The following is a 20,214-nucleotide window of genomic DNA, read 5'->3' as shown; positions in this document are numbered from 1 at the left end:
ATCTGGCTGCTTTCGGTGCCTCGGCAGAGGGGCCGCGTTTCCGAGAGCCGACGGTCAGGTGAACCAGTGCAGCGATGAGAGGCTATCGAGCATTGCCTCTTCCGCCATCGACTTGATCGTGCGCTTCGGCACGATGATCTGCCCCTCCGCGGCCTCGAGCGACACGTTCCTGACCTTGATTGCCTTCACGATCCCGGCTTCCAGCTCGTGCTTGACCAATATCTTCGGGAGGATCGTCAGGCCGAGCCCGGACGTCACGAAATAGCGCAGTGCCTGGAGCGAATTGGTCTCCATCGCGCGGGTCAGCGAGACCTGGGTCGAGTGCTCGGCGAGCTTGGTGAGTTGGCCGATCCCGAATTCCTCCGGCACGAGACAGAAAGGCAGGCCTGCGAGCGCCTGCATGCTGGGGATGACGTCCTGCCGCGCAAGCGGATGGTCATGCCGCGCGATGATGAAGAGCGGGTGCCGTTTTCGCGCGAAGACATGGACCGCGTTGTTCGGGGCGGGAGCGAAAGCCAGCCCGATATTCACGCGCTCTTCCGCGATCAGCCGGACGATGGTCGAGACGGACATTGAATTCAGCGTAATCTTGATCTTGGGATATTTCCGGCTGAAATCGTGCAGGACCGTCTCGATCAAGGCCTCGATAAAGCCCTCACTCGTTGCGATATAGACGTCGCCGCGCTGCAGCCCCTTGAGCTCCTCGAGCTGCGACAGCATCGTCGCCTCGTCGATCCGGTGGCGGCGATAATAATCCAGGACGAGCCGCGCCGCTTCGGTCGGCACGACACCGCGGCCATGGCGGTCGAGCAGGATCGCATCGAGTTCGCGTTCGAGGATCTGGATCTGCCGGCTGACCACCGAAGGCTCGATATCGAGTTTGTCGGCAGCCCCCCGGATCGATTTGGCCTCGACCGCCTCGAACAGGTAGCTGAGCCGCCGCTCGCTCAGGCGGCGATCCGATTTCAGCGCGATTCCATCCTCGGTCACGGGGCTCCAATCCGTTGCTCAAAAAGCAACAAAGAAGAGAATTTACTGCCATTGATGGTCACGCCTTGTCAATATAGCGTCGAGCAAGAGATTCATTCGGATCGGCATTGTCCTGCGCCGAGCCCGAAGATCATAACGGCCTTTCCCGGCTAATTTCCGAGTTCCTCCTGTATCGATCGGGTGAGATGTAGTGAGAATATTGATCGCTGGGTTTCAACATGAAACCAATACATTCTGCGATGACATCACGAACTTCGATGCGTTCGAGCGCGGCGGGATGTATCCGGCGATGGCACTGGCCGACGAGATGTTCCGGCTCGAAGACGTCAACATTCCGGTCGGCGGTTTCCTCCGGGAGATGAAGGCGGATGATGTCGAGATCATACCCTCGCTTTGGGCGGGCGCTACACCATCAGCGCGCGTCAGTCGCGAGACCTATGAGCGCATCGTCAGCGCGATCCTCGATGCTGCGGCGAGCGGGCCGTTCGACGCCATCTATATCGACTTGCACGGCGCGATGGTGACCGAGCATCTCGACGATGGCGAGGGTGAGTTGCTCGAACGCCTCCGCCAGCTGGTCGGGCAGGAAGTCAGGATCGTCGCAAGCCTGGATCTCCATGCGAATGTCACCGAGCGTATGTTCGTCCATTCCGACGGGCTGGTAGCGTATCGCACCTACCCCCATGAGGACATGGCGGTCACCGGTGCGCGCGCGGCGCGGCTGCTCAAGGCGTTGCTTTTTGGGCCGGCCCTTCACCGGGCGGCACGGCGTATCCCGTTCCTGATCCCGATCAACGCCATGTCCACACTCGCCGACCCGGCAAGGGCATTATACGATGCGATGTCCGGGCTCGAAACCGGTTCGATCGCTTCGCTCTCCTTCACCATGGGGTTTCCCGCGGCCGACTTCCCCGAATGTGGTCCGGTCGTCTGGGGCTATGGCAGCGACCGGGAGGTGGTCGAACTGACGGTCGATGCGCTATATGGAAGGATCGTCGCCGGCGAAGGAAATTGGGAGCAGCGCCTGCTGGATCCTCATGAGGCGGTTCGCGAGGCGCAGCGCCTTGCGCGAAACGCGACGCGGCCGGTGATCATCGCGGACACGCAGGACAATCCGGGCGGGGGCGCAAATTCGGACACAACCGGAATGTTGCGCGCGCTGCTCGACTGCGAGGCGGAAGGCGCCGCGATCGGCCTGATGGTGGACAGTGCGGCCGCCAAGGCCGCGCATGAGGCCGGTGTCGGTGCCGAGATCACCCTGGCGCTGGGGGGGCGATCGGGCACGCCCGGCGACGCGCCGTTCGAGGGCGTCTTCCGCGTCGAGCAATTGTCGGACGGCTGTTATGTCTTCGGCGGCCGGATGCTGACCGGAAAGGTGACCGATGTCGGCCCCTCCGCGCGCCTCTCCATCGGCGGCGTGCATATCGTTGTCAGCACCTGGAAAGACCAGATGATGGATCGAAACCAGTATAGGATGGTCGGCATCGACCCCGAAAGCATGGCAATCCTGGTCAACAAGAGCTCGACGCATTTCCGCGCCGATTTCGAGCAGATCGCCGAGGCCATCATCGTCGCCAAGGCGCCGGGGCTTTTGCTCGCCGATCCGGCCGACCTTCCCTGGACACGTCTGCCCGATGATCTCCGATTGAGTCCGCTCGGGCCGAGCTTCGCGGAGTGGCAAAAACAGCGGAGCGGCGAGTCTGACCTGTCCGACGATCTGTCGTCGACCGGGAATGCCGGTGTCCAATGAGGTCGTCGTCCTGGGTGCCGGCATGGTCGGCACCGCGACCGCGCTCGCGCTGCAGGCGCGGGGCTATGATGTGGTGCTGCTCGATCGGAACGAGCCGGGGAGCGAGACCAGCTACGGCAACGCCGGCGTCATCCAGGGAGAGGCATGCGAACCTTATGCGCTCCCGCGCGACATCGCCACCTTGTGGCGCATCGCGCGGAAAACCGACAACAGCGTCGACTGGGATCTTCCCGGCCTCTGGCGCCTTGCGCCATCGCTCTTCACCTATTGGCGCAACTCGGCGCCGGCACGACATCGACGGACCAGCCTTGCCTATGCGGCCCTCATTCGCCGGGCCACCCGGGACCATGCCGGTTGGATCGCGGCATCCGCCTCCGAAGCCCTGATCCGCCGGGAAGGCTATCGACTCATCTTCCGCGATTCCGCTTCGTTCGAGGTGCAGGCGCGCAAGGCCGAAAAATGGCGGGCGCTGTACGGCATTGGCTATGACCGCGAAGACAGCGCCGCCCTGGCGATTGCTGAGCCCGCGCTGCGCCGGCCTTTAGCCGGCGCGATCCGCTGGCACGACGCCTGGACGTGCAGCGATCCGGGTGCGCTGGTGAAAGCCTATGCAGCGTATTTCGGGCGGCGGGGCGGAAGCCTGGTCAAAGCCGACCTGTGCGGGCTGGAGCAATCGGGCAGGGGCTGGCGCGTCCTGTCGAGCGCCGGGCCGATAGAGACGGAAAATGTCGTGGTGGCGCTGGGCCCATGGTCGCCCCAGGCACTCGAGCCGTTGGGATATCGTGTCAGCCTGATCCGCAAGCGCGGCTATCATATGCATGTCGAATATCCCCGTGCGGATGCCGACCCCTCCAACACCCGGCTGAACCTCCTGCTCATCGACGCAGCCATCGGTGCGGTCTACGCTCCGATGCGCGCCGGCCTGCGCGTCGCCACCGGGGCCGATCTGTCGGCCATCGAGCCCGATGGCATGCCAAGACAGTTGGAGCGCGCTTATGCCGCCGCTCGCGATCTTCTGGATCTCGGCGCCCCGGTCGCAAACTCCCGCTGGGCCGGCATGCGCCCATGCACCCCGGACATGCTGCCGCTGGTCGGCGCCGCACCGCGCCACCGGGGGCTCTGGTTCAATTTCGGGCATGGGCATCAAGGCTTTACCCTGGGACCTACGACGGGCAATCTGCTCGCGGGTGTGATGGCCGGCGATTCCGTCGATGACGTTCTGCCGCTCGCACCGTCGCGACTGGCGACTGCCTAGATCCGACACCGCTAAAATCCGCGGAGCCGCCCGAGTGCGCTGGAACCGGATCTTCCGACCTCGCACGACATGGCGCCATAGGATTTCATGAAGCTGCGGCTACTCAACGGCAGCCACCTCGCCGTCGCGGCTCTCGGCCAATATCGGGATGTCCGTTGGTCAGCGAGATGATCGGGGATCCCTTCATCTGCCGCTTCCTGGTGACGCTCATGGACAGCACCGGCCCGACCCTGTCGCCGATGCCTGGAATCGATCTGGCGCACCATAAAGGCAGGCCGGTCCGCCGATGTGCCACCTGGGCGATCAGGGACATCACGCGACGGATCACACAGATCTGTCACTGCGTTGCTCAAGAAGCAACGATGCGATGTCGGTATTGCCATTGGAGGTCAACGCGACTCACGTAATCTTGGTGCTTCCGTTGAGAGGAAAAGCGGGAGCGGCGGTGAGCCACGCATCTTAAGAAAGATGCGAAGAATTGGCTCCCGGCCGGAACCCAAAGCGTGGGTACGGATCGGGTTATCAAAGCTGACGAAACACAAGCGACCGTTGAGCGGCCACTAAACAAACATAAGGGGGTGAATCACAATGGCATATCGCGTTGACACACTTCAAGGGCTGGCGCTTCCACATGCGCCGCTGCCGGGCGGAATCCGTCGGGCCTTCCGCATCGCCGCCCTGACCTGTTCGAGCATCGTCGCGATCTGTGCCACGCCCGCGCTAGCCCAGGTAGCTCCGGTATCGACAACCGCCGATACAGCGACTGCAGACATCGTCGTGACCGCGCAGAAGCGCGAGGAGTCGCTACAAAAGGTGCCGATCTCGATCGCGGTGCTTGGCGGGAAGGCGCTCGACAAGCAAGCCACCGGCGGCGCGCTGGAGGCGTTGCTGCAAGTCCCCGGCATCTCGCAATCCGGTAACGATGCCGGGAATCTGACTGAGGTATCCATTCGCGGCGTGTCGCCCGGGGCTCCTTTCGGGGCCGGATCGTCCACCGTCGGATATTATATGGATTCGATTCCGTTCAGCTTGGTGCGAGCGGCTGTCGTCCCGAATGCGAACGCCTATGACATGGCGCGGATCGAGGTGTTGCGCGGTCCGCAAGGAACCCTCTACGGCGCCAGCGCGCTAAACGGCGTCGTCCGTATTATCACCAATGACGCCGATCCGTCGAAATTCGAATTCAAGGCACGCGGCGGCGCCTCGGTAACCAAGGGCGGCGATCCTGGTTTCCGGGCAGATGCGGCGGTCAACATTCCGCTGATCGAGGACAAGCTCGCGATCCGCGTGGTCGGCGGCGTTGAAAGCCTGGGGGGCTGGATCGACCAGCCAGTCCGGGGCAAAACCAACGCCAACAGCGTGCTCAACAGGAACCTGCGCATTAAAGTTGCCGCAGTTCCGGCCGACAATCTTCACATCGATCTGAGCGCCTGGTTTGAACACGATACCTATGAGGCCGGCGATTATGCGGACAACGCCGGCAACCAGTCCACAACCGTCGCACAGCCCGGGGTTACGGATTTCAAGGCGTATAGCGGGAAGATCACCTACGACTTGCCGTTCATGTCGGTATCAAGCGCGACCAGCTATCTCGACTTCCATCAGCATATCCTGAGTGATTACAGCTATGTCACCGGAGGGGTTATTCCGGTGGAGCTGGATTCATCCTACCCAACAACGGTAGTGACCGAGGAATTGCTCTTCAATTCGGTCGGAACAGGGCCATGGCGTTGGTCGGCGGGCGCATTCTACCGCGACGAGCGCGGCAAGCTATTATATTTGGCACCCGTACTTCTACCGGGGCCGTTGTCATCGCAAGATTCGTCAAAGTCTTATGCCGTATTTGGGCAGCTGACCCGCACCTTCGCTGATGACCATTTCGAACTCAGCGCCGGCCTGCGCTATTTCCACGACACCTCCAACACGACGGTCCTGCCGGGCGCCTTCTTGCCGACATCGTCGGTTGACGCCAGGTTCCACGCCGTGACGCCGCGTGTCGTCGCGACCTGGCTGCCGAGCAAATCCTTCACCGCTTACGCGTCTTATTCACAAGGTTTTCGCAGCGGCTTGAACCAGGCACCCCTTGTCCTGCTGGCGGCGCCTGGTCTGGCCCCGGCAAAGGCCGACACGCTCAACAATTATGAAGTCGGGGCAAAGGGAAGCCTGTTGGGCGGGCTCGCCAGTTTCGAGAGTGCGTTGTTCTACATGAAGTGGAACAATGTACAGCAGCTCGGACAGATCCTTTACAATGGGGCCTACACCCCGGCCACGGTCAACGGGCCCTCGGCCAGCGGATGGGGCGCGGATTTCAACCTGACCTTGTACCCTGCATCGGGTCTGCAGATCGGCGGAGGCCTGAGTTACAGTGGCCTGACCCTTGACAAGGACATCATTCAGAAAGGTGCGGCGCCCGCGCCGGATCTGGTTTTGTATCGCAAGGGGGACCGGACTGCCTATTCGCCCGAATGGTCTGCCAACGTCTTTGCCACCTACACCTTCCCGATCAGCAAAGGCCTGGACGGGCGCCTCAATGCTTCCGCGACGTACCGTTCGGAAACGTCGATCAGGATCGCTCAGGATAACGGCCAGGGTGTAGCCGCCGCACTTTATCAAAGCGACAAGCCGACGATCGTTAACGCCAGCTTCGAGCTGTCGACCCACTCGAACAAGACCTTGTCGGTTTATGTCCAGAACCTGACGAACTGGGCCGGGATCCTGTCACCGCCTGCGGTGCCGACCCTCCTGTTCCGTCCGCGTCCGAGAACCATCGGCGTCCAGTTCGAGGTGAAATTCTGAGCCTGACGAACCAGTATGGGACGGAAAGGGCGGCAGGAGGCTCGAATGGACCTGTTTAAGATCGGTTCGAGCCTCTTGCTGATCCTGGCTTTAGCTCAGCCTGCATCCGCGCAGGTTTCGCCGTCTGTCCGCGACAGTCCCGCGCAACACCTGATCGAAGAGCGCGGCCAGAAAGTGGTCATGCGGGATGGCGTCGCGCTTTCGGTCGATATTGTCAGACCCGACGTCACGGCCGCCGTTCCTGCGCTTCTGTCGATCATTCCTTACGGCAAGGGCAATGACGGTCGCTCGGACCAGGCGCGCTGGTATGCGGAGCGCGGTTATGCCGTGATCCTGGCGGACATGCGCGGGAGGTTCGATTCGGATGGCGCATGGGATCCGTTTGATCCCAGGCACAAGAACGATGGGTATGACCTTGTCGACTGGGTTTCCAAACAGCGTTGGAATAACGCGCGCGTGGGAATGTTCGGCGTGTCCTATATGGGCTGGACCCAATGGTGGACGGCGTCCCAAGCCCATCCTGCCTTGAAGGCAATCGCACCGATCATGGCGCCGCCCGACCCGATGTACAACCTCCCCTATCAGCAGGGAGTGATGAAGGGTCTGTTTCTCGATGTCTCGGCCTGTCTGTCGGGGCGCGTGATGCAAATCGTCGGACCTTCGCCTTATTGCGGGTTCCGGCAAAATCGTTCCCGGGACCTGATGCACACGCCCTATCTCGACATCAACCGCTATCGCGGGATGCTCGATGCGCCGTGGTTCGAAAAAATCATCCGCAACAACTTGTCGTCGAGCGACTATTTCAGGGCGATCGCATATCAGGGTCCCGACGGCTATGCGAAGATCACCGTTCCGTCGCTCAACATCGCGGGCTGGTTCGACGAAGATCAGCCGGGCGCGCCGCTGAACTATGTCGGTATGAAGCGCTACGGCGCGAGCCGCGAAGGCCGCTCGCCAAAGCTGATCATCGGCCCTTGGCCACACGGTACGACGGCGGTGCGCAAGGTCGGAAGTGTCGACTATGGCCCCGACGCGCCGCTGGATAGCGATGCTCTGAGCCTGCGCTGGTTCGATCATTATTTGAAAGGGGTCGACAACGGCATCGATCGCGAGCCGCCCGTCTCCGTCTTCGTGATGGGCGCCAACAAATGGTATTCGGAACGGGACTGGCCGTTACCCCAGACGCACTGGACCAAATTCTTTCTGGACAGCAATGGCCACGCAAATACGTCATCGGGCGACGGTGCGTTGCTCCCCGCGCCCCCTCCAAACGCAGCTTCCGACCATTATGTCTATGATCCGACGCATCCGACGTTATCGCCGTTTGCCGGCGGCAACATCGAAGATGGCGCGCTCGACGCCCGCGTCCCGGAAGCGACATCGAGCGTATTGGTTTATACTACGCCACCACTGAACGAGGACACCGAGGTAACCGGCCCCATCCAGATAAAGCTGTTCGCCTCGACGTCGGCTCGCGATACAGACTGGATCGTTCATTTGATCGACGTGCGCCCCGATGGCTATGCCGGGCTGCTTGCGGAAGGCGTGATGCGCGCTCGCAACCGCGACCCGCAAAACGCCGGTGCGTTCAATTCCGCCAAACTCAGCGAAATCATTCCCAATCGAATCTACGAATACACGATCGATTTCTGGCGGGTGACAGGCAATCTCTTCCAAAAGGGGCACCGTATCCGCGTCGATGTCCAAAGCAGCTATCATCCCTATTACCTGCGAAATCTGAATACGGGAGCTGATAATAATGGGCTGGTCGATGCCGCCGGCGCGGTGGTGGCAACGCAAACCATTTATCACGGCTCGCGCTACGCTTCGTATATCCTGTTGCCGATCATTCCCAAGCGAGCGGCTGATCCGCGATGAGCAACATACCGGCCGCCCGAATTGACGAGATTGGCGGCGCCGGCCTCAGGTGGAGCCGTTGCGACACGAGCCGCACAGCCGCCTTGCCTTTTCCTCCGCCGAGATAGCCGGCCAATGTGTCTGGGGCATGCCCCCAGACACGCTTGCATCACCTCAACTAACCATCATGGGGCCGGACTCGTTTGCGCGGTCGCGCACGGCGTGGGCGCTTAGCTACAGCACCTCTCTCCCGTTCATTGTGCCTCTGAGCCTGATCTCGCTCACCTCGCGTCCGACAGCGAACGACTAAGGATTCTTGCTGCCTCTCTGAACAGGACGTCGCGAGGGATCTCGGTTTGTTCAATTGCCATCTCGTCCACTACGAAACCGAATTCTGCACGGATGCGGAGGCGATGCCAGAGTAATTCCGGGTCCACATCCGGCAGGATCCGCTTGTAATACTCGAACATCTGATTGGTGAACAAACGTTGCGACTCGAGTCGAACCTCGCTCATGTTCGGTAGAGCGCGCATTGCTCGAAGAGTCCAAACGCCACCTGGCTCTTCCTCCACTATGCGCGCGGCGATCGCGAACCACCTGGCAAGGTTCTCGATCTGCTCTTCCGGATCTGACTTTACGCCCCCCTCGAACAGCCAGATCGCATACGCCTCATATTGCCGCTTCAACAGGCGGCGTCCCAGTTCGGCGAGGATCTCGTATTTGTCGTCGAAATAGCGATAGAGTGCAGGTGGCGTCAGTGCGGCACGGGCGCAGATTGCATTGGTGGTCAGTCGCTCGAACCCAACCTCGCCAAGCAGTTCACCCGCGGCGAGCATCAGCTTTTCGTAGGTCAGCACCCCACGACCGCTTTTTGGCGGCGCAGGACGCAACCGCTCCTTCGAAGCCGGAGGCTCGGCGCGCGTCCGCGCACCGCGTGTCGTTCGAAGGCTTTTTACTGAATCTGAGGACATGTCGTGCAATCATTCCCTTATCTGGGTGTCGGGTCAAACCCGATTATATTCCAGACGCAGCTCGCTGCCGCTGTTGACGTTCCGCAATTTCCTTAGCGGCTTCGGTCGATGCTCGCCGACCAGCATCTGTTCAAAAAACGTTCAGTTTCTGATCTGATAAGCGGCACGTATTCCTGGTCGGCAAAATACCTAGCAAGATTCAATAGCAAAATATATCCTATTTGCTTCGCCAACCTGACTGGTGAGCGAAAGCATTGCCCGAAAAAGTGATCCGCTGGGGCCCGCCACACGGTGTCCACGAGCGTCCAAAGACGCGTGATCGCGACCGGATCATCACCATTCACGAGCTGCCGCTAGCCAGGTTAGGTAGGTGCCTTTGGCCATCGAAATGTGAACTCGACGCCGCGCGGGCGCACGACAACGACATTGTAAATATAGCTTATGCTATATATTGATGCCCTTGGATTAGAAGGGCGACGCTAGTGCTTTGCGCCCAATTCGTCGTGGCGATGGATGTCAGTGTGGACCGGCCCCGGGGTGACGTATCCGATATCAGCGGAGTGAATGATGGCACGGATTATTACCGAAATCGTAACCGGCATCGCGTTCGGCGAGGCGCCACGTTGGCACGATGATGCCTTGTACATAGCCGACATTCACGCCGATCGTGTCATTCGGCTCGGGCCGCAAGGCGGGTACGAGGTCGTCGCATCGTTTCCCGGACCCGTCTCCGGTCTCGGCTGGCTTCCGGACGGTCGGATGCTGGTTGTCTCGATGGTCGATAGGCGCGTATTGCGGATCGAGCCGGATGACAGCGTCGTCGTGCATGCCGATCTGTCCGAGATCGCGACGTGGCATACCAACGACATGATCGTCCTGCGCGACGGATCGGCGTTCGTGGGCAACTTCGGCTTTTGTCTTTATCCTCCGTCGATGCCACGAACCGCGGCGCTGGCGAGGGTCAGCCCGTCGGGCGATGCGACTATCGCCGCGGAGGGTCTCTGGTTCCCGAACGGGATGGTAATCACGCCCGATGGATCGACGTTGATCGTCGCGGAAAGCGGCACGCGACAACTGACTGCCTTCGATCTGAATTCGAATGGGGGACTTTCGGGCCGCCGGTTGTGGGCCGCACTTCCGGAAGGCGTGCTGCCGGATGGAATCTGTCTCGATGCGGAAGATGCGGTCTGGGTAGCCAGCCCTCCGTCGCGTGAGGTTCTTCGGGTGCGGCAGGGTGGCGAAGTGATCGAGCGGATCGAGCTCGAGCAGCAGGCATTTGCCTGCATGCTGGGGGGGGCTGATCGCACAACGCTTTTCGTGACGACGGCGGAGGATGACAATCCCGACGCCCGACGCGCCGAGCGGAACGCCAAGGTTTTGGCGATCGGCGTCGACGTTCCCGGCGCCGGTCTCCCGTAACCGCGGATTAAGACGGGATGCCGTCAGTCACGGTTTCCTCGCTCGCGCGCTCGTCCTCAGAGGCCCGCCTCGCATCCAGGTTGCGACGACCAGCGGCTTCCGCCAAGGCGATCACCTTGCGCAGACGTCGCGGATTGGTACCGAGCGAGCGAACCGGGCGGGCCTGCTCGGGCGGCATGAACACCTCCACGGTCTTCTTGCGCATCGCCGTCAGTACGATCTCCGCCACATAGTCAGGCGTTACCGCTTCGGACAGAAAAGCCATGGGCGCTTCGTCACTTTGCGCCTCCTGTTGGAGCATAGGCGTTTCGGTCGAAGTCGGGTGCACAATCGTGAACGAAAGCGGCGTTTCGCGTTCTTCCAGAGCCAGTGCGTGATGAAAGGCGCGCAGCGCGTGCTTCGACGCGGCGTAGCTTGCCAGTCCCGGAAATGGCAAGAAACTGGTCATGCTGCATACAGTCACGAACTGCCCCGATCCCTGCGCACGGAAAAACGGCAAGGCGGCGAGCATCCCGCGTATCGGGCCCATCGTATTTACGTCAAATGTCTGCTGGTGCGCTGAGAGCGCGACATTGCGAGCGAGTCCGGTATGCACGATGCCGGCATTGTTGATCAGGACGTCGAGCCCACCCAGCTCCTGGTTACACAGCGCGATGGCTCTTTCCCACTGTTCGGACGAGCGAATGTCCAGCATCGTCGATCGTGCAGCATTGCCGATTTCGCGGGCAACGACCTCGGCGCCGTCCGCATCGATGTCGGCGATCATGACCCGATGACCGCGTTCGGCGGCCAGCCGCCCGATCGATGCGCCAATGCCGCTGGCCCCGCCAGTCACCAACAGCCGCTTGGGGCCCGTATTTTTCACATGCGTTTCCTTATGCAATTCTGGATAATTCTCGTGCCGAGCGGTTTAGGCCGCGTAGCCGGGCAAGTGACGGTCCAGCCGGCGCAACAGTCCCGGCCAGACAAGAGCGGACATGTTGCCGCGCTGCCCGAGGACTTGCGCGCGTACTTCTTCCTGGGCTTTGATCGGCGCAAGCTGCAGCCGATCCCGGCCGCCGCTCAACGCGTCGATCTGCTGCTGGCACGCCATTTCGAGATAGTAGATGTGCAGCCATGCCTCGGCCGCGCTACCGCCGACGGAGAGCGTGCCGTGATTGCGCAGGATCATGCTGCTTCGGTCGCCGAGATCGGCGACGATCCGCTCCCGCTCGTCCAGATTGAGCGCGATGCCTTCATAGTCGTGATAAGCCAGATTGGGCAGCACGATAAGGGCATGCTGGGAGAGCGGCAGAAGGCCTTCAGCCTGAGCTGCCACGGCCACTCCGGCTGCGGCATGCAGATGGATGACGAAGGTGACGTCCGGTCGCGCCATGTGGACCGCCGAGTGGATCGTGAAGCCCGCCGGATTTATGCGGTAGGGGCTCTCGCTCACCACTTTTCCATCTGTCCCGACTTTGACCAGTGACGATGCTGTGATCTCCTCGAAAAACAATCCGTAGGGATTGATCAGGAAATGATGGTCGGGTCCGGGGACGCGCGCCGAAATGTGCGTGAAGATCGCATCGTCCCAGCCGTGCAATGCAACCAGGCGATACAACGCAGCGAGCGCTACCCGCACCTCCCACTCGGCGACCTCCGCGACGCGGGGCGACCCCTCCACAAGATCCGACATAAGCTTTCTCCTCGGTTGCCAACGCACTGAACGTTCATTCTCGCGCTCCGTCGCCTTTCGCTAGCTGGTCCAAACCGCATTGACAATAGTTTTAGCTACATTTAGGAATAGTGGGAAGCTAGCGATCAGCTGTGACTAGAAGGAAAGATTGGGTCGAAGATGGCTGGGTCTGTGAAACGAAATGGTAGTGAAACATATTCCTCGTCAGCGGCGGTGGGATGTGCGCTATGTCGCAAGCGGGCCATTGCTCTCCAGCGCTTCGGGGCTTCTGTCGGTAGCGCGCGATCGTGAGTTCGGCGTCACCTCACGCCGCACCACTCGCGCCCGTACTGGGGGCCAGCCACGTCGCTATCGAGGTCGCCAACCTCGACAGATCGGTCGAGTTCTATCGGCGCTCGCTCGGGTTGCGCGTGGTGGTCGACGATCGCAGTGGTCCATCAGGCCCCTCGATCAAGGGATTGATCGCCGATTTTGCAATCGAGCTCACTGAGAGGCCGGGGGCCGTCGCATCACGCGATTTCTGCCTGTCATTCAGCGTCCGCGGCATCGAGCAGATCCACCAGGCATTTCGCGAGGCAGAGTTCGGCGAAGCGGGGGACCTCACTCCACTCGACGGCGCGCTATTCTTCTTCATCCGCGACCCGGACGGCAATGCGGTTGAACTTATCGAACTTCCATATGCCGCGACGACGCTTGGGCAACTGCTTGACGCCCTCGCCCGAAATTCCAGCAGCGAGAACTGAAATGGCGACGACTGCGATCGACCCCTACGCTCGCCTCGAGGCGTTGGGCCTGCACCTACCGCCGCCGCCGCCGCCGGTAGCCAATTTCGTCGGTGCCGTTCGGATCGGCGAGTTGCTGTTCCTTTCGGGGCAGGGGCCGGTCAGTCCGGTCTATGGTTGGAAGCTCGGCAAGGTAGGTGCCGATTTCACGGCTGCGGAGGGTTATGACCACGCCCGGATCGTCGGCCTGAATCTTCTGGGGGTACTGCATCACGAACTCGGCTCGCTGACCCACGTCACGCGTGTCGTGAAGGTTCTCGGCATGGTCAACGCAACGCCGGATTTCACTGCTCATCCCAGCGTCATCAACGGTTGTTCGGACTTGTTCGGGGAAATCTTCGGACCGGAAATCGGCGCGCATGCGCGCTCAGCCTTCGGGGTCGGGTCGCTTCCGGGAAACATCAGTGTCGAAATCGAAGCGATTTTCGCCGTTCGGGGGCAGGGATGACCAGCCTCGGTGATGCGAACGCGGCACAACGCGACGCCGATGCTATTCTGAGTCCCCTCGACAAGGGCGTCCCGCTCGGCATCGCGCCGATGCCGATTGCCGCGGTCTCCGCGCAGCAGTGGAACATCCTCCGTGGCGATCTCCCGTTGCCGGCCGCGCTGATCCGTGAAGAGTCACTTCAGCACAACGCGCGCTGGATGCGTTCCTTCATCGAGGCGAACGGCGTTCAGATCGCGCCGCACGGCAAAACGACCATGGCTCCGGCGCTCTTCGACCTGCAACTCGCGGCAGGCGCCTGGGGGATAACCCTGGCGACCCCGCACCAGGTCGCCGCCGCGATCGCGCTCGGTTATCGGCGGATCTTCATTGCAAACCAGATCATCGGGCGGGCAGCGCTCCGGTATCTGTTCGATTCGATCGCCGCGGATGACGAGCTGGAGCTCTACTGCCTGGTCGATTCGATCGACCTGGTCGAGCAGATCGACAGGATCGGCGACGACGCCGGTGCAACGAAGCGCCTGGCCGTACTGGTGGAGAAGGGTTTCGCCGGGGGGCGCACCGGATGCCGGAGCGTCGCCGACGCGACGGCCGTGGCGCGCCGCGTGGCGGCATCGCGGCACCAGATGCTCGCCGGCGTCGAGGGCTTCGAGGGAATCGTGCGTGGCGAAAATCTCGAAACGACGCTGCAGGCGGTGCGCGTGCTGCTTGACGAGGTCGTGGAGGTTGCCGAGCACTGTGACCGCGAAGGCCTCTTCGGCGTCGGACCGGCCATGCTCAGTGCGGGCGGCTCGGCCTTCTTCGATCTGGTGGTGAGTGCGTTCAAGCGCGCGAAGCTGGCCGTGCCGCCTACCATATTGCTGCGAAGCGGCTGCTACATCACGCACGACGCGGGGATGTACGCCTTCGCCATGCGGTTCCTCCGTGACCGCGCGCCTGAACTGTTCGAGCAGGGCGGGCCGCGTGCCGCACTGGAGGTGTGGGGATATGTGCAGGCGCGGCCCGAGCCGAATCTGGCGATCGTTGCGCTCGGCAAGCGCGACCTGTCGTATGACCAGCTCCCGGTCCTGCAACACTGGTTCCGCCCCGACAGCGATATGTCGGTACCGGGGGCCCTGTCTGACCGGCACAAGGTGGGTCATCTCGACGACCAGCATTGCTATGTGAGCGTTCCCGCCGACACGCCCCTGATCGTGGGCGACATGGTCGGCCTGGGCATCTCGCATCCCTGCCTGACCTTCGACAAATGGCGCGTCATCCACACCGTAAGCGAGCGGTACGACGTGACCGGGTCGATACGCACCTATTTCTGACATAAGAAAATTGGAGAGATCGAATGACCAATCCGCTCATGCAGCGCCTGAAGGCAGGCAAGGTCTGCGTCAACGGCTGGCTCACGGTTCCCGACGCATTCGTCGGCGAGGTCATGGCGCAGACCGGCTGGGACAGTCTGACGATCGACCTGCAGCATGGCTTGCACGACTACCGGTCCCTGGTGAGCACCCTTCAGGCGCTGCACGGTCGTCCCGTCACGCCGCTGGTGCGCGTTCCCTGGAACGAGCCCGGTATCATCGGCAAGGTGCTGGACGCCGGGGCGTGGGGCGTGATCTGCCCGATGGTGAACACCGCCGAGGATGCGAAGGCGCTGGTCGACGCCTGTCTCTATACGCCGCAGGGCGCCCGCTCGAACGGACCGATCCGCGCCGGATTCTATGGCGTTGCAAATTCCTACCAGGGGATCGCTAACGCGAACGTCCTCGTCCTGCCGCAGATCGAGACGCCTGAGGCCGTCGACAACCTGGAGGCAATCCTCGACACGCCCGGCATCAGCGGGGCTTATGTGGGACCGAGCGATCTAGGCCTGTGCATGGGCCTGCCGCCGATTCTCGACAGGGAGGAACCCGAGATCCTCGCGATCTACGAACGCGTGATCGCTGCCGTGCGCCAGCGCGGGCAGATCGCCGGCATCCAGAACAACACGCCCGGCTATGCCGCGCGGATGGGCCAGATGGGATTCCAGATCCTGACCGTGGCAACAGACGTCAATCTGATGGGGTTCGCGGCGTACCAGTCGGTCCAGGCGACGCGCGGGGCAATCGGCGAACTGGCGGCGGCATGACCGGGGGAACGCAAGAGGACAGGGTCACCCGCTATGATATCGTCATTCGTGGCGGCGAGATCCACAACGGATCGGGGCGGCCGGGCCGGGTGGGCGACGTGGCGATCCGCGACGGACTGATCGTCGCGCTGGACCAGGTCGAAGGGCGTGGGGTCGAAGAGATCGATGCCGCCGGTTGCATTGTCACGCCCGGGTTCATCGACGTCCATACGCATTATGACGGTCAGGCGATGTGGGAGAACACGCTGGCGCCTTCGTCGAACCATGGCGTCACGACCGTCGTGATGGGCAATTGCGGCGTCGGCTTTGCGCCCTGCCGCCCCGATCAGCACGACATGCTGGTCGAGCTCATGGAGGGCGTGGAGGATGTGCCCGAAATCGTGATGACCACAGGTCTGCCCTGGAACTGGGAGACGTTCCCGGATTACCTCGACGCACTCGATCGGCGGCAACTCGACATCGATGTCGCCGCGCAATTGCCGCATTCGGCGGTCAGGGTTTATGTGATGGGAAAGCGCGGTGCCGGTCGCGAGGCGCCCACCAGCGACGATCTGAAGCAAATGCGCGCGATCACCGCCGAAGCGATCCGCAGCGGCGCGATCGGGGTGTCGACGTCGCGCAACATACTGCATCGTACCAAGGCCGGCGAGATGGCACCCAGCCTTTTCTCCGATAAGGACGAACTGCTGGCGCTGGCAGAAGGGCTGCGCGATGCAGGCGCGGGCGTGTTCCAGATGATACCGCAAGTGACCGGCAACGCGGCGGAAGAGTTCGCCCTGATGCGGTGCATTGCTGAAACCTCCGGACGTCCGCTGGCCTTTTCGTTGTTGCAGATGCAGACCGGCGATCCGGGTGCCTGGCAGCAGTCGCTGGCCTTGCTGGCGGACGCGGTCGCCGATGGGGTGACGATGCGTGCGCAGGTCTTCCCGCGCCCGGTCGGCTTCCTTTACGGGCTCGACCTCTCGTTCCATTATTTCACGCTGCACCCCAGTTACAAGGCAATCGCTCACCTGCCGCTGACCGACCGGGTCGCTGCGTTGCGCGACCCGGATATGCGCGCCCGCCTCATCGCCGAGCAGCCTTCGAGCAGCAACGAGGTTGAACTCGCGCTCTGCAAGCAGTTCAAATATGCCTTTCCGATGGGCGATCCGCCGAATTACGCACCTGATGCAGCGGACCAGATCGCCCGTCGCGCGGCCGGACTCGGCCTTTCGGTGCCGGAATATGCGCTCGACCTCCTGGTTGGCGACGAGGGCAGGGCGATCTTCTTCCTGCCCGGCGCCAACTATCGCGACGGGAATCTCGACGCTGCACGGACCATGGCGCGCGATCCGAACACGGTGCTCGGCCTCGGCGATGGCGGTGCGCATTACGGTATGATCTGCGATGCGAGCTATCCCACCTCCTACCTGCAGAGCTGGGTGCGCGACGCTCCGCCGGCGACTGCCATTCCGCTTCCCGAGGCCATTCGATCGCTGGCGTGGGAGCCTGCACTCAGTGTCGGCCTGGAAGATCGCGGGCGACTGGAACTCGGCCATCGCGCCGATGTGAATGTGATCGATCTGAAAGCGCTTCGGCTGCACGCACCTACCACCGCGCATGATCTGCCCGCGGGCGGGCGGCGCCTGCGTCAGCGCGCCGACGGATATGTGGCGACAGTCGCCGGTGGCGTGGTGACCTATCGCAACGGCGAGCACACCGGTGCACTGCCGGGGCGGCTCGTGCGCGGGGCACGATCGGCACCCTGACGACTCGCTCCCCACCGAGGTCGGGTGGATGTCGTGTTCACTTCGCCGCCGAAGGCGATCGGAATAGTCAAGGAATATCGTGACGGATCATCGATTGCGCATTCCCCTGCTCGACACCCGCGAGATGCCGATCACTGGCTATCTTGACCGTCTATCCGCACGCCCCGGTGAGCGGCTGACCGCGCACGTCTCCGTCCTGGCGGGCGAGCCTTTCACCGCTCGACTGCAGCGCGTCATCTCGGGTGACCCCAACCCATCGGGTCCGGGCCTGAGGTTCGAAGACCTGTCACACCGATACCACGAAACGCATCCCGGCGTGCGCCAGTCCATCTGTCCGGGATCCCACGCCGAGATGCCGGGTCCGGATCTGGCCCCGAGTGAGGGTGCGACATGGAGTGTATTGATCTGCCTGACGATGAATCTGGGCAGGGGTATCATCCTCGAGCAGCGCGCCGCGGACCGCTCCGTTACAATGCGCCTGACTGACCTTGGTCTACGCGCTGAGGTATCTAGCGGCGGGGATATGGTGATCCTCGATTTGCTCGGCGTGCTGCCTACAGACGTTTGGGTGCGGGTTTGGCTCAGCGTGGATCCGTCGTCTCGGCGCCTGACGATAGGTCGTGTCGACGCTGATAGTCGAGGTCAATCGGCTGACGCCGGGCTTCCGGAGGGCTTTGAACTGGTCAGCGGGGGGCGATTGACCGTGGCCGCGGGCGGGGAGGAGTTGGCCAGCCATTTCACCGGAAAGATTGAGGACCCCGCCGTTTATCGGGGATGGGGCCCCCCCTGGTCCGGTGGCGCCTCTCACAACCGTCTCGTCGCCCGGTGGGACTTCTCTCTTTCGATGGGCACACAGCATGTTGTCGCGAGTGCCGGGTCAGCAGTCGACGGCGTGCTGCGCAACCTGCCCACCCGCGCTGTGACAGGGTCGCGGTGGAGTGGCGACGAGCATGTATGGCGCCACGCGCCGGATCAATATGGTGCCATCCATTTCCACGAGGACGACTTCGGCTCATGTGATTGGGATCGATCCTTTGCGTTCGACGTACCAGGCGACCAGCGCAGCGGTGCGTATGCGTTTCACTTAACGACGAAGGACGGGGAGGACTGGCTGCCTTTCTATGTTCTGCCGCCCTGCGGCGCGACGCAGGCACGCGTCGCATTTCTCGCACCGACCTATACTTATATGGCCTATGCGAACTGCTATTTCGCCAATCGTGCGCCGGAAGCGCGGGCACGATCCGCGAGTTGGGGCGCCTCGCCCTACACTGGCGGCGCGTTCGGTTCCTATGGCCGTTCGACCTATAATTGGCACGCGGACGGGTCGGGCGTCGCGTTGAGTTCGCGCCATCGTCCGATCCTGACCATGCGGCCGAATTTCGTCTTCGAAGACGATTCGAAAGGGTCGGGCGTGCGGCACTATCCCGCGGATACCCATTTGCTCGCCTGGTTCGAGGACAAGGGCATCGCCTTCGACGTCATCACCGATGAAGATCTCGATGACGAGGGCGTGGCGCTGATTCGTGAATATGATGCAGTGGTCACCGGTTCGCACCCGGAATACCATACTGCAGGGACGCTTGATGCCATCGCCCGTTATGTCGCCGATGGCGGCAACCTGGCCTATCTCGGCGGCAATGGCTTCTACTGGCGCATCGCGCGCAATCCGTCGTCGCCCGAGGTCATCGAGGTGCGGCGCGCCGAGGGCGGGATACGGTTGTGGGCGGCACAGCCGGGCGAATATCACCATCAGCTCGATGGTTTCCTTGGCGGGATGTGGCGCCGCGCCCGGCGCTATCCGCAGGCGTTGGTCGGCATCGGCTTCACTGCCCAGGGGCCGTTTGAGGCGACCTATTTTCGCCGCCGCGCAGCCTCCTATGACGGACCCGCGGCCTGGATATTCGAGGGCGTGGAGGAGGACCGCTTCGGGGACTACGGACTTTCGGCCGGCGGTGCCGCGGGTTTCGAACTCGATCGCGCGGATGCGGTGCTAGGGTCGCCAGGCAAGCTGCATGTTCTCGCCACTTCCGAAAATCCGCCTGCAAGTTTCAGTGCGGTGCATGAGGAGATGCTGACCGAAAGCCTCACTCTTTCAGGTGAGCCGGCCGGAGATCTCGTGCGTGCGGACATGGTCTATGTTGAAACCCCGGCGGGTGGCGGTGTCTTCTCGGTCGGCTCGATCACGTTCTGCGGCAGCTTGTGGGACGGCAAGCGCTTTGATGGTCCGGTATCGCGGATACTCGAAAATGTAGTGCGCCGATTCTCTGGATACGAAGCGGCTGCCGATCCGATCCTGCCGTGAGGTCCTGAGCGGCCGCCGACGGCTCTCTTTCCGTAGCAATAGCTTGTATTACATTATTTTCGCCGCTCCTGAGCGCCCGTCGATGCCGAGAACGAAAAACCCAGA

General features: G+C 62.3%; 15 protein-coding genes. 11 read left to right on the top strand and 4 right to left on the bottom strand.

Features of this window, described 5'->3' with window-relative positions; genetic code table 11:
- Positions 1 to 54: 54 nt before the first annotated feature.
- Complete coding sequence (locus ABD050_RS06585) at positions 55 to 990, bottom strand: LysR family transcriptional regulator (RefSeq protein WP_343888454.1); 936 nt, start codon at positions 988 to 990, stop codon at positions 55 to 57.
- Between the two features lie 190 nt (positions 991 to 1,180).
- Between ABD050_RS06585 and ABD050_RS06580 the strand changes: the two genes are divergently transcribed.
- The 4 genes from ABD050_RS06580 to ABD050_RS06565 all read left to right on the top strand — a co-directional run bounded on the left by ABD050_RS06580 (position 1,181) and on the right by ABD050_RS06565 (position 8,669).
- Positions 1,181 to 2,740, top strand: a complete 1,560-nt coding sequence (locus ABD050_RS06580; protein ID WP_343888453.1) for a M81 family metallopeptidase — start codon at positions 1,181 to 1,183, stop codon at positions 2,738 to 2,740.
- Complete coding sequence (locus tag ABD050_RS06575; RefSeq protein ID WP_343888452.1) at positions 2,730 to 3,995, top strand: NAD(P)/FAD-dependent oxidoreductase; 1,266 nt, start codon at positions 2,730 to 2,732, stop codon at positions 3,993 to 3,995. The genes ABD050_RS06580 and ABD050_RS06575 overlap by 11 nt, the downstream gene beginning before the upstream one ends.
- Before the next feature lie 588 nt (positions 3,996 to 4,583).
- A complete protein-coding gene (locus tag ABD050_RS06570; RefSeq protein WP_343888451.1) occupies positions 4,584 to 6,791 on the top strand; it encodes a TonB-dependent receptor in 2,208 nt (735 codons plus the stop codon).
- 45 nt (positions 6,792 to 6,836) lie between these two features.
- Complete coding sequence (locus ABD050_RS06565) at positions 6,837 to 8,669, top strand: CocE/NonD family hydrolase (RefSeq protein ID WP_343888450.1); 1,833 nt, start codon at positions 6,837 to 6,839, stop codon at positions 8,667 to 8,669.
- A 260-nt stretch (positions 8,670 to 8,929) separates the two neighbouring features.
- Here the strand turns inward: ABD050_RS06565 and ABD050_RS06560 are convergent, their stop codons facing one another.
- Positions 8,930 to 9,619 (bottom strand): TetR/AcrR family transcriptional regulator, encoded by a 690-nt coding sequence (locus ABD050_RS06560; RefSeq protein WP_343888449.1) that lies wholly within the window; start codon positions 9,617 to 9,619, stop codon positions 8,930 to 8,932.
- A gap of 567 nt (positions 9,620 to 10,186) precedes the next feature.
- Between ABD050_RS06560 and ABD050_RS06555 the strand changes: the two genes are divergently transcribed.
- Positions 10,187 to 11,038 (top strand): SMP-30/gluconolactonase/LRE family protein, encoded by an 852-nt coding sequence (locus ABD050_RS06555; RefSeq protein ID WP_343888448.1) that lies wholly within the window; start codon positions 10,187 to 10,189, stop codon positions 11,036 to 11,038.
- A gap of 7 nt (positions 11,039 to 11,045) precedes the next feature.
- On the opposite strand, the gene ABD050_RS06550 is transcribed toward ABD050_RS06555, so the two are convergent.
- Positions 11,046 to 11,903, bottom strand: coding sequence for an SDR family NAD(P)-dependent oxidoreductase (locus ABD050_RS06550; protein ID WP_343888447.1), 858 nt, complete (start codon positions 11,901 to 11,903; stop codon positions 11,046 to 11,048).
- A 45-nt stretch (positions 11,904 to 11,948) separates the two neighbouring features.
- Positions 11,949 to 12,713, bottom strand: a complete 765-nt coding sequence (locus ABD050_RS06545) for a class II aldolase/adducin family protein (protein ID WP_343888446.1) — start codon at positions 12,711 to 12,713, stop codon at positions 11,949 to 11,951.
- A 287-nt stretch (positions 12,714 to 13,000) separates the two neighbouring features.
- Between ABD050_RS06545 and ABD050_RS06540 the strand changes: the two genes are divergently transcribed.
- The 6 genes from ABD050_RS06540 to ABD050_RS06515 all read left to right on the top strand — a co-directional run bounded on the left by ABD050_RS06540 (position 13,001) and on the right by ABD050_RS06515 (position 20,109).
- A complete protein-coding gene (locus ABD050_RS06540) occupies positions 13,001 to 13,456 on the top strand; it encodes a VOC family protein (RefSeq protein WP_343888445.1) in 456 nt (151 codons plus the stop codon).
- A 1-nt stretch (position 13,457) separates the two neighbouring features.
- Positions 13,458 to 13,943: a RidA family protein gene (locus ABD050_RS06535; protein WP_343888444.1), complete on the top strand. Its 486-nt coding sequence runs from the start codon at positions 13,458 to 13,460 to the stop codon at positions 13,941 to 13,943.
- Positions 13,940 to 15,253 carry a type III PLP-dependent enzyme domain-containing protein gene (locus tag ABD050_RS06530; protein WP_343888443.1) on the top strand — a complete coding sequence of 438 codons (1,314 nt, stop codon included), beginning with the start codon at positions 13,940 to 13,942 and terminating at the stop codon, positions 15,251 to 15,253. The genes ABD050_RS06535 and ABD050_RS06530 overlap by 4 nt, the downstream gene beginning before the upstream one ends.
- Positions 15,254 to 15,276: 23 nt before the next feature.
- Positions 15,277 to 16,059 carry an HpcH/HpaI aldolase family protein gene (locus ABD050_RS06525; protein ID WP_343888441.1) on the top strand — a complete coding sequence of 261 codons (783 nt, stop codon included), beginning with the start codon at positions 15,277 to 15,279 and terminating at the stop codon, positions 16,057 to 16,059.
- Positions 16,056 to 17,807, top strand: a complete 1,752-nt coding sequence (locus tag ABD050_RS06520; protein ID WP_343888440.1) for an N-acyl-D-amino-acid deacylase family protein — start codon at positions 16,056 to 16,058, stop codon at positions 17,805 to 17,807. The genes ABD050_RS06525 and ABD050_RS06520 overlap by 4 nt, the downstream gene beginning before the upstream one ends.
- 79 nt (positions 17,808 to 17,886) lie before the next feature.
- Positions 17,887 to 20,109 carry a N,N-dimethylformamidase beta subunit family domain-containing protein gene (locus ABD050_RS06515; RefSeq protein ID WP_343888439.1) on the top strand — a complete coding sequence of 741 codons (2,223 nt, stop codon included), beginning with the start codon at positions 17,887 to 17,889 and terminating at the stop codon, positions 20,107 to 20,109.
- Positions 20,110 to 20,214: the final 105 nt, after the last annotated feature.

This window comes from Sphingomonas oligophenolica (assembly GCF_039522915.1).
GTDB classification, from domain to species: domain Bacteria; phylum Pseudomonadota; class Alphaproteobacteria; order Sphingomonadales; family Sphingomonadaceae; genus Sphingomonas; species Sphingomonas oligophenolica.
This window is presented reverse-complemented; position numbering and strand designations above follow the sequence as displayed.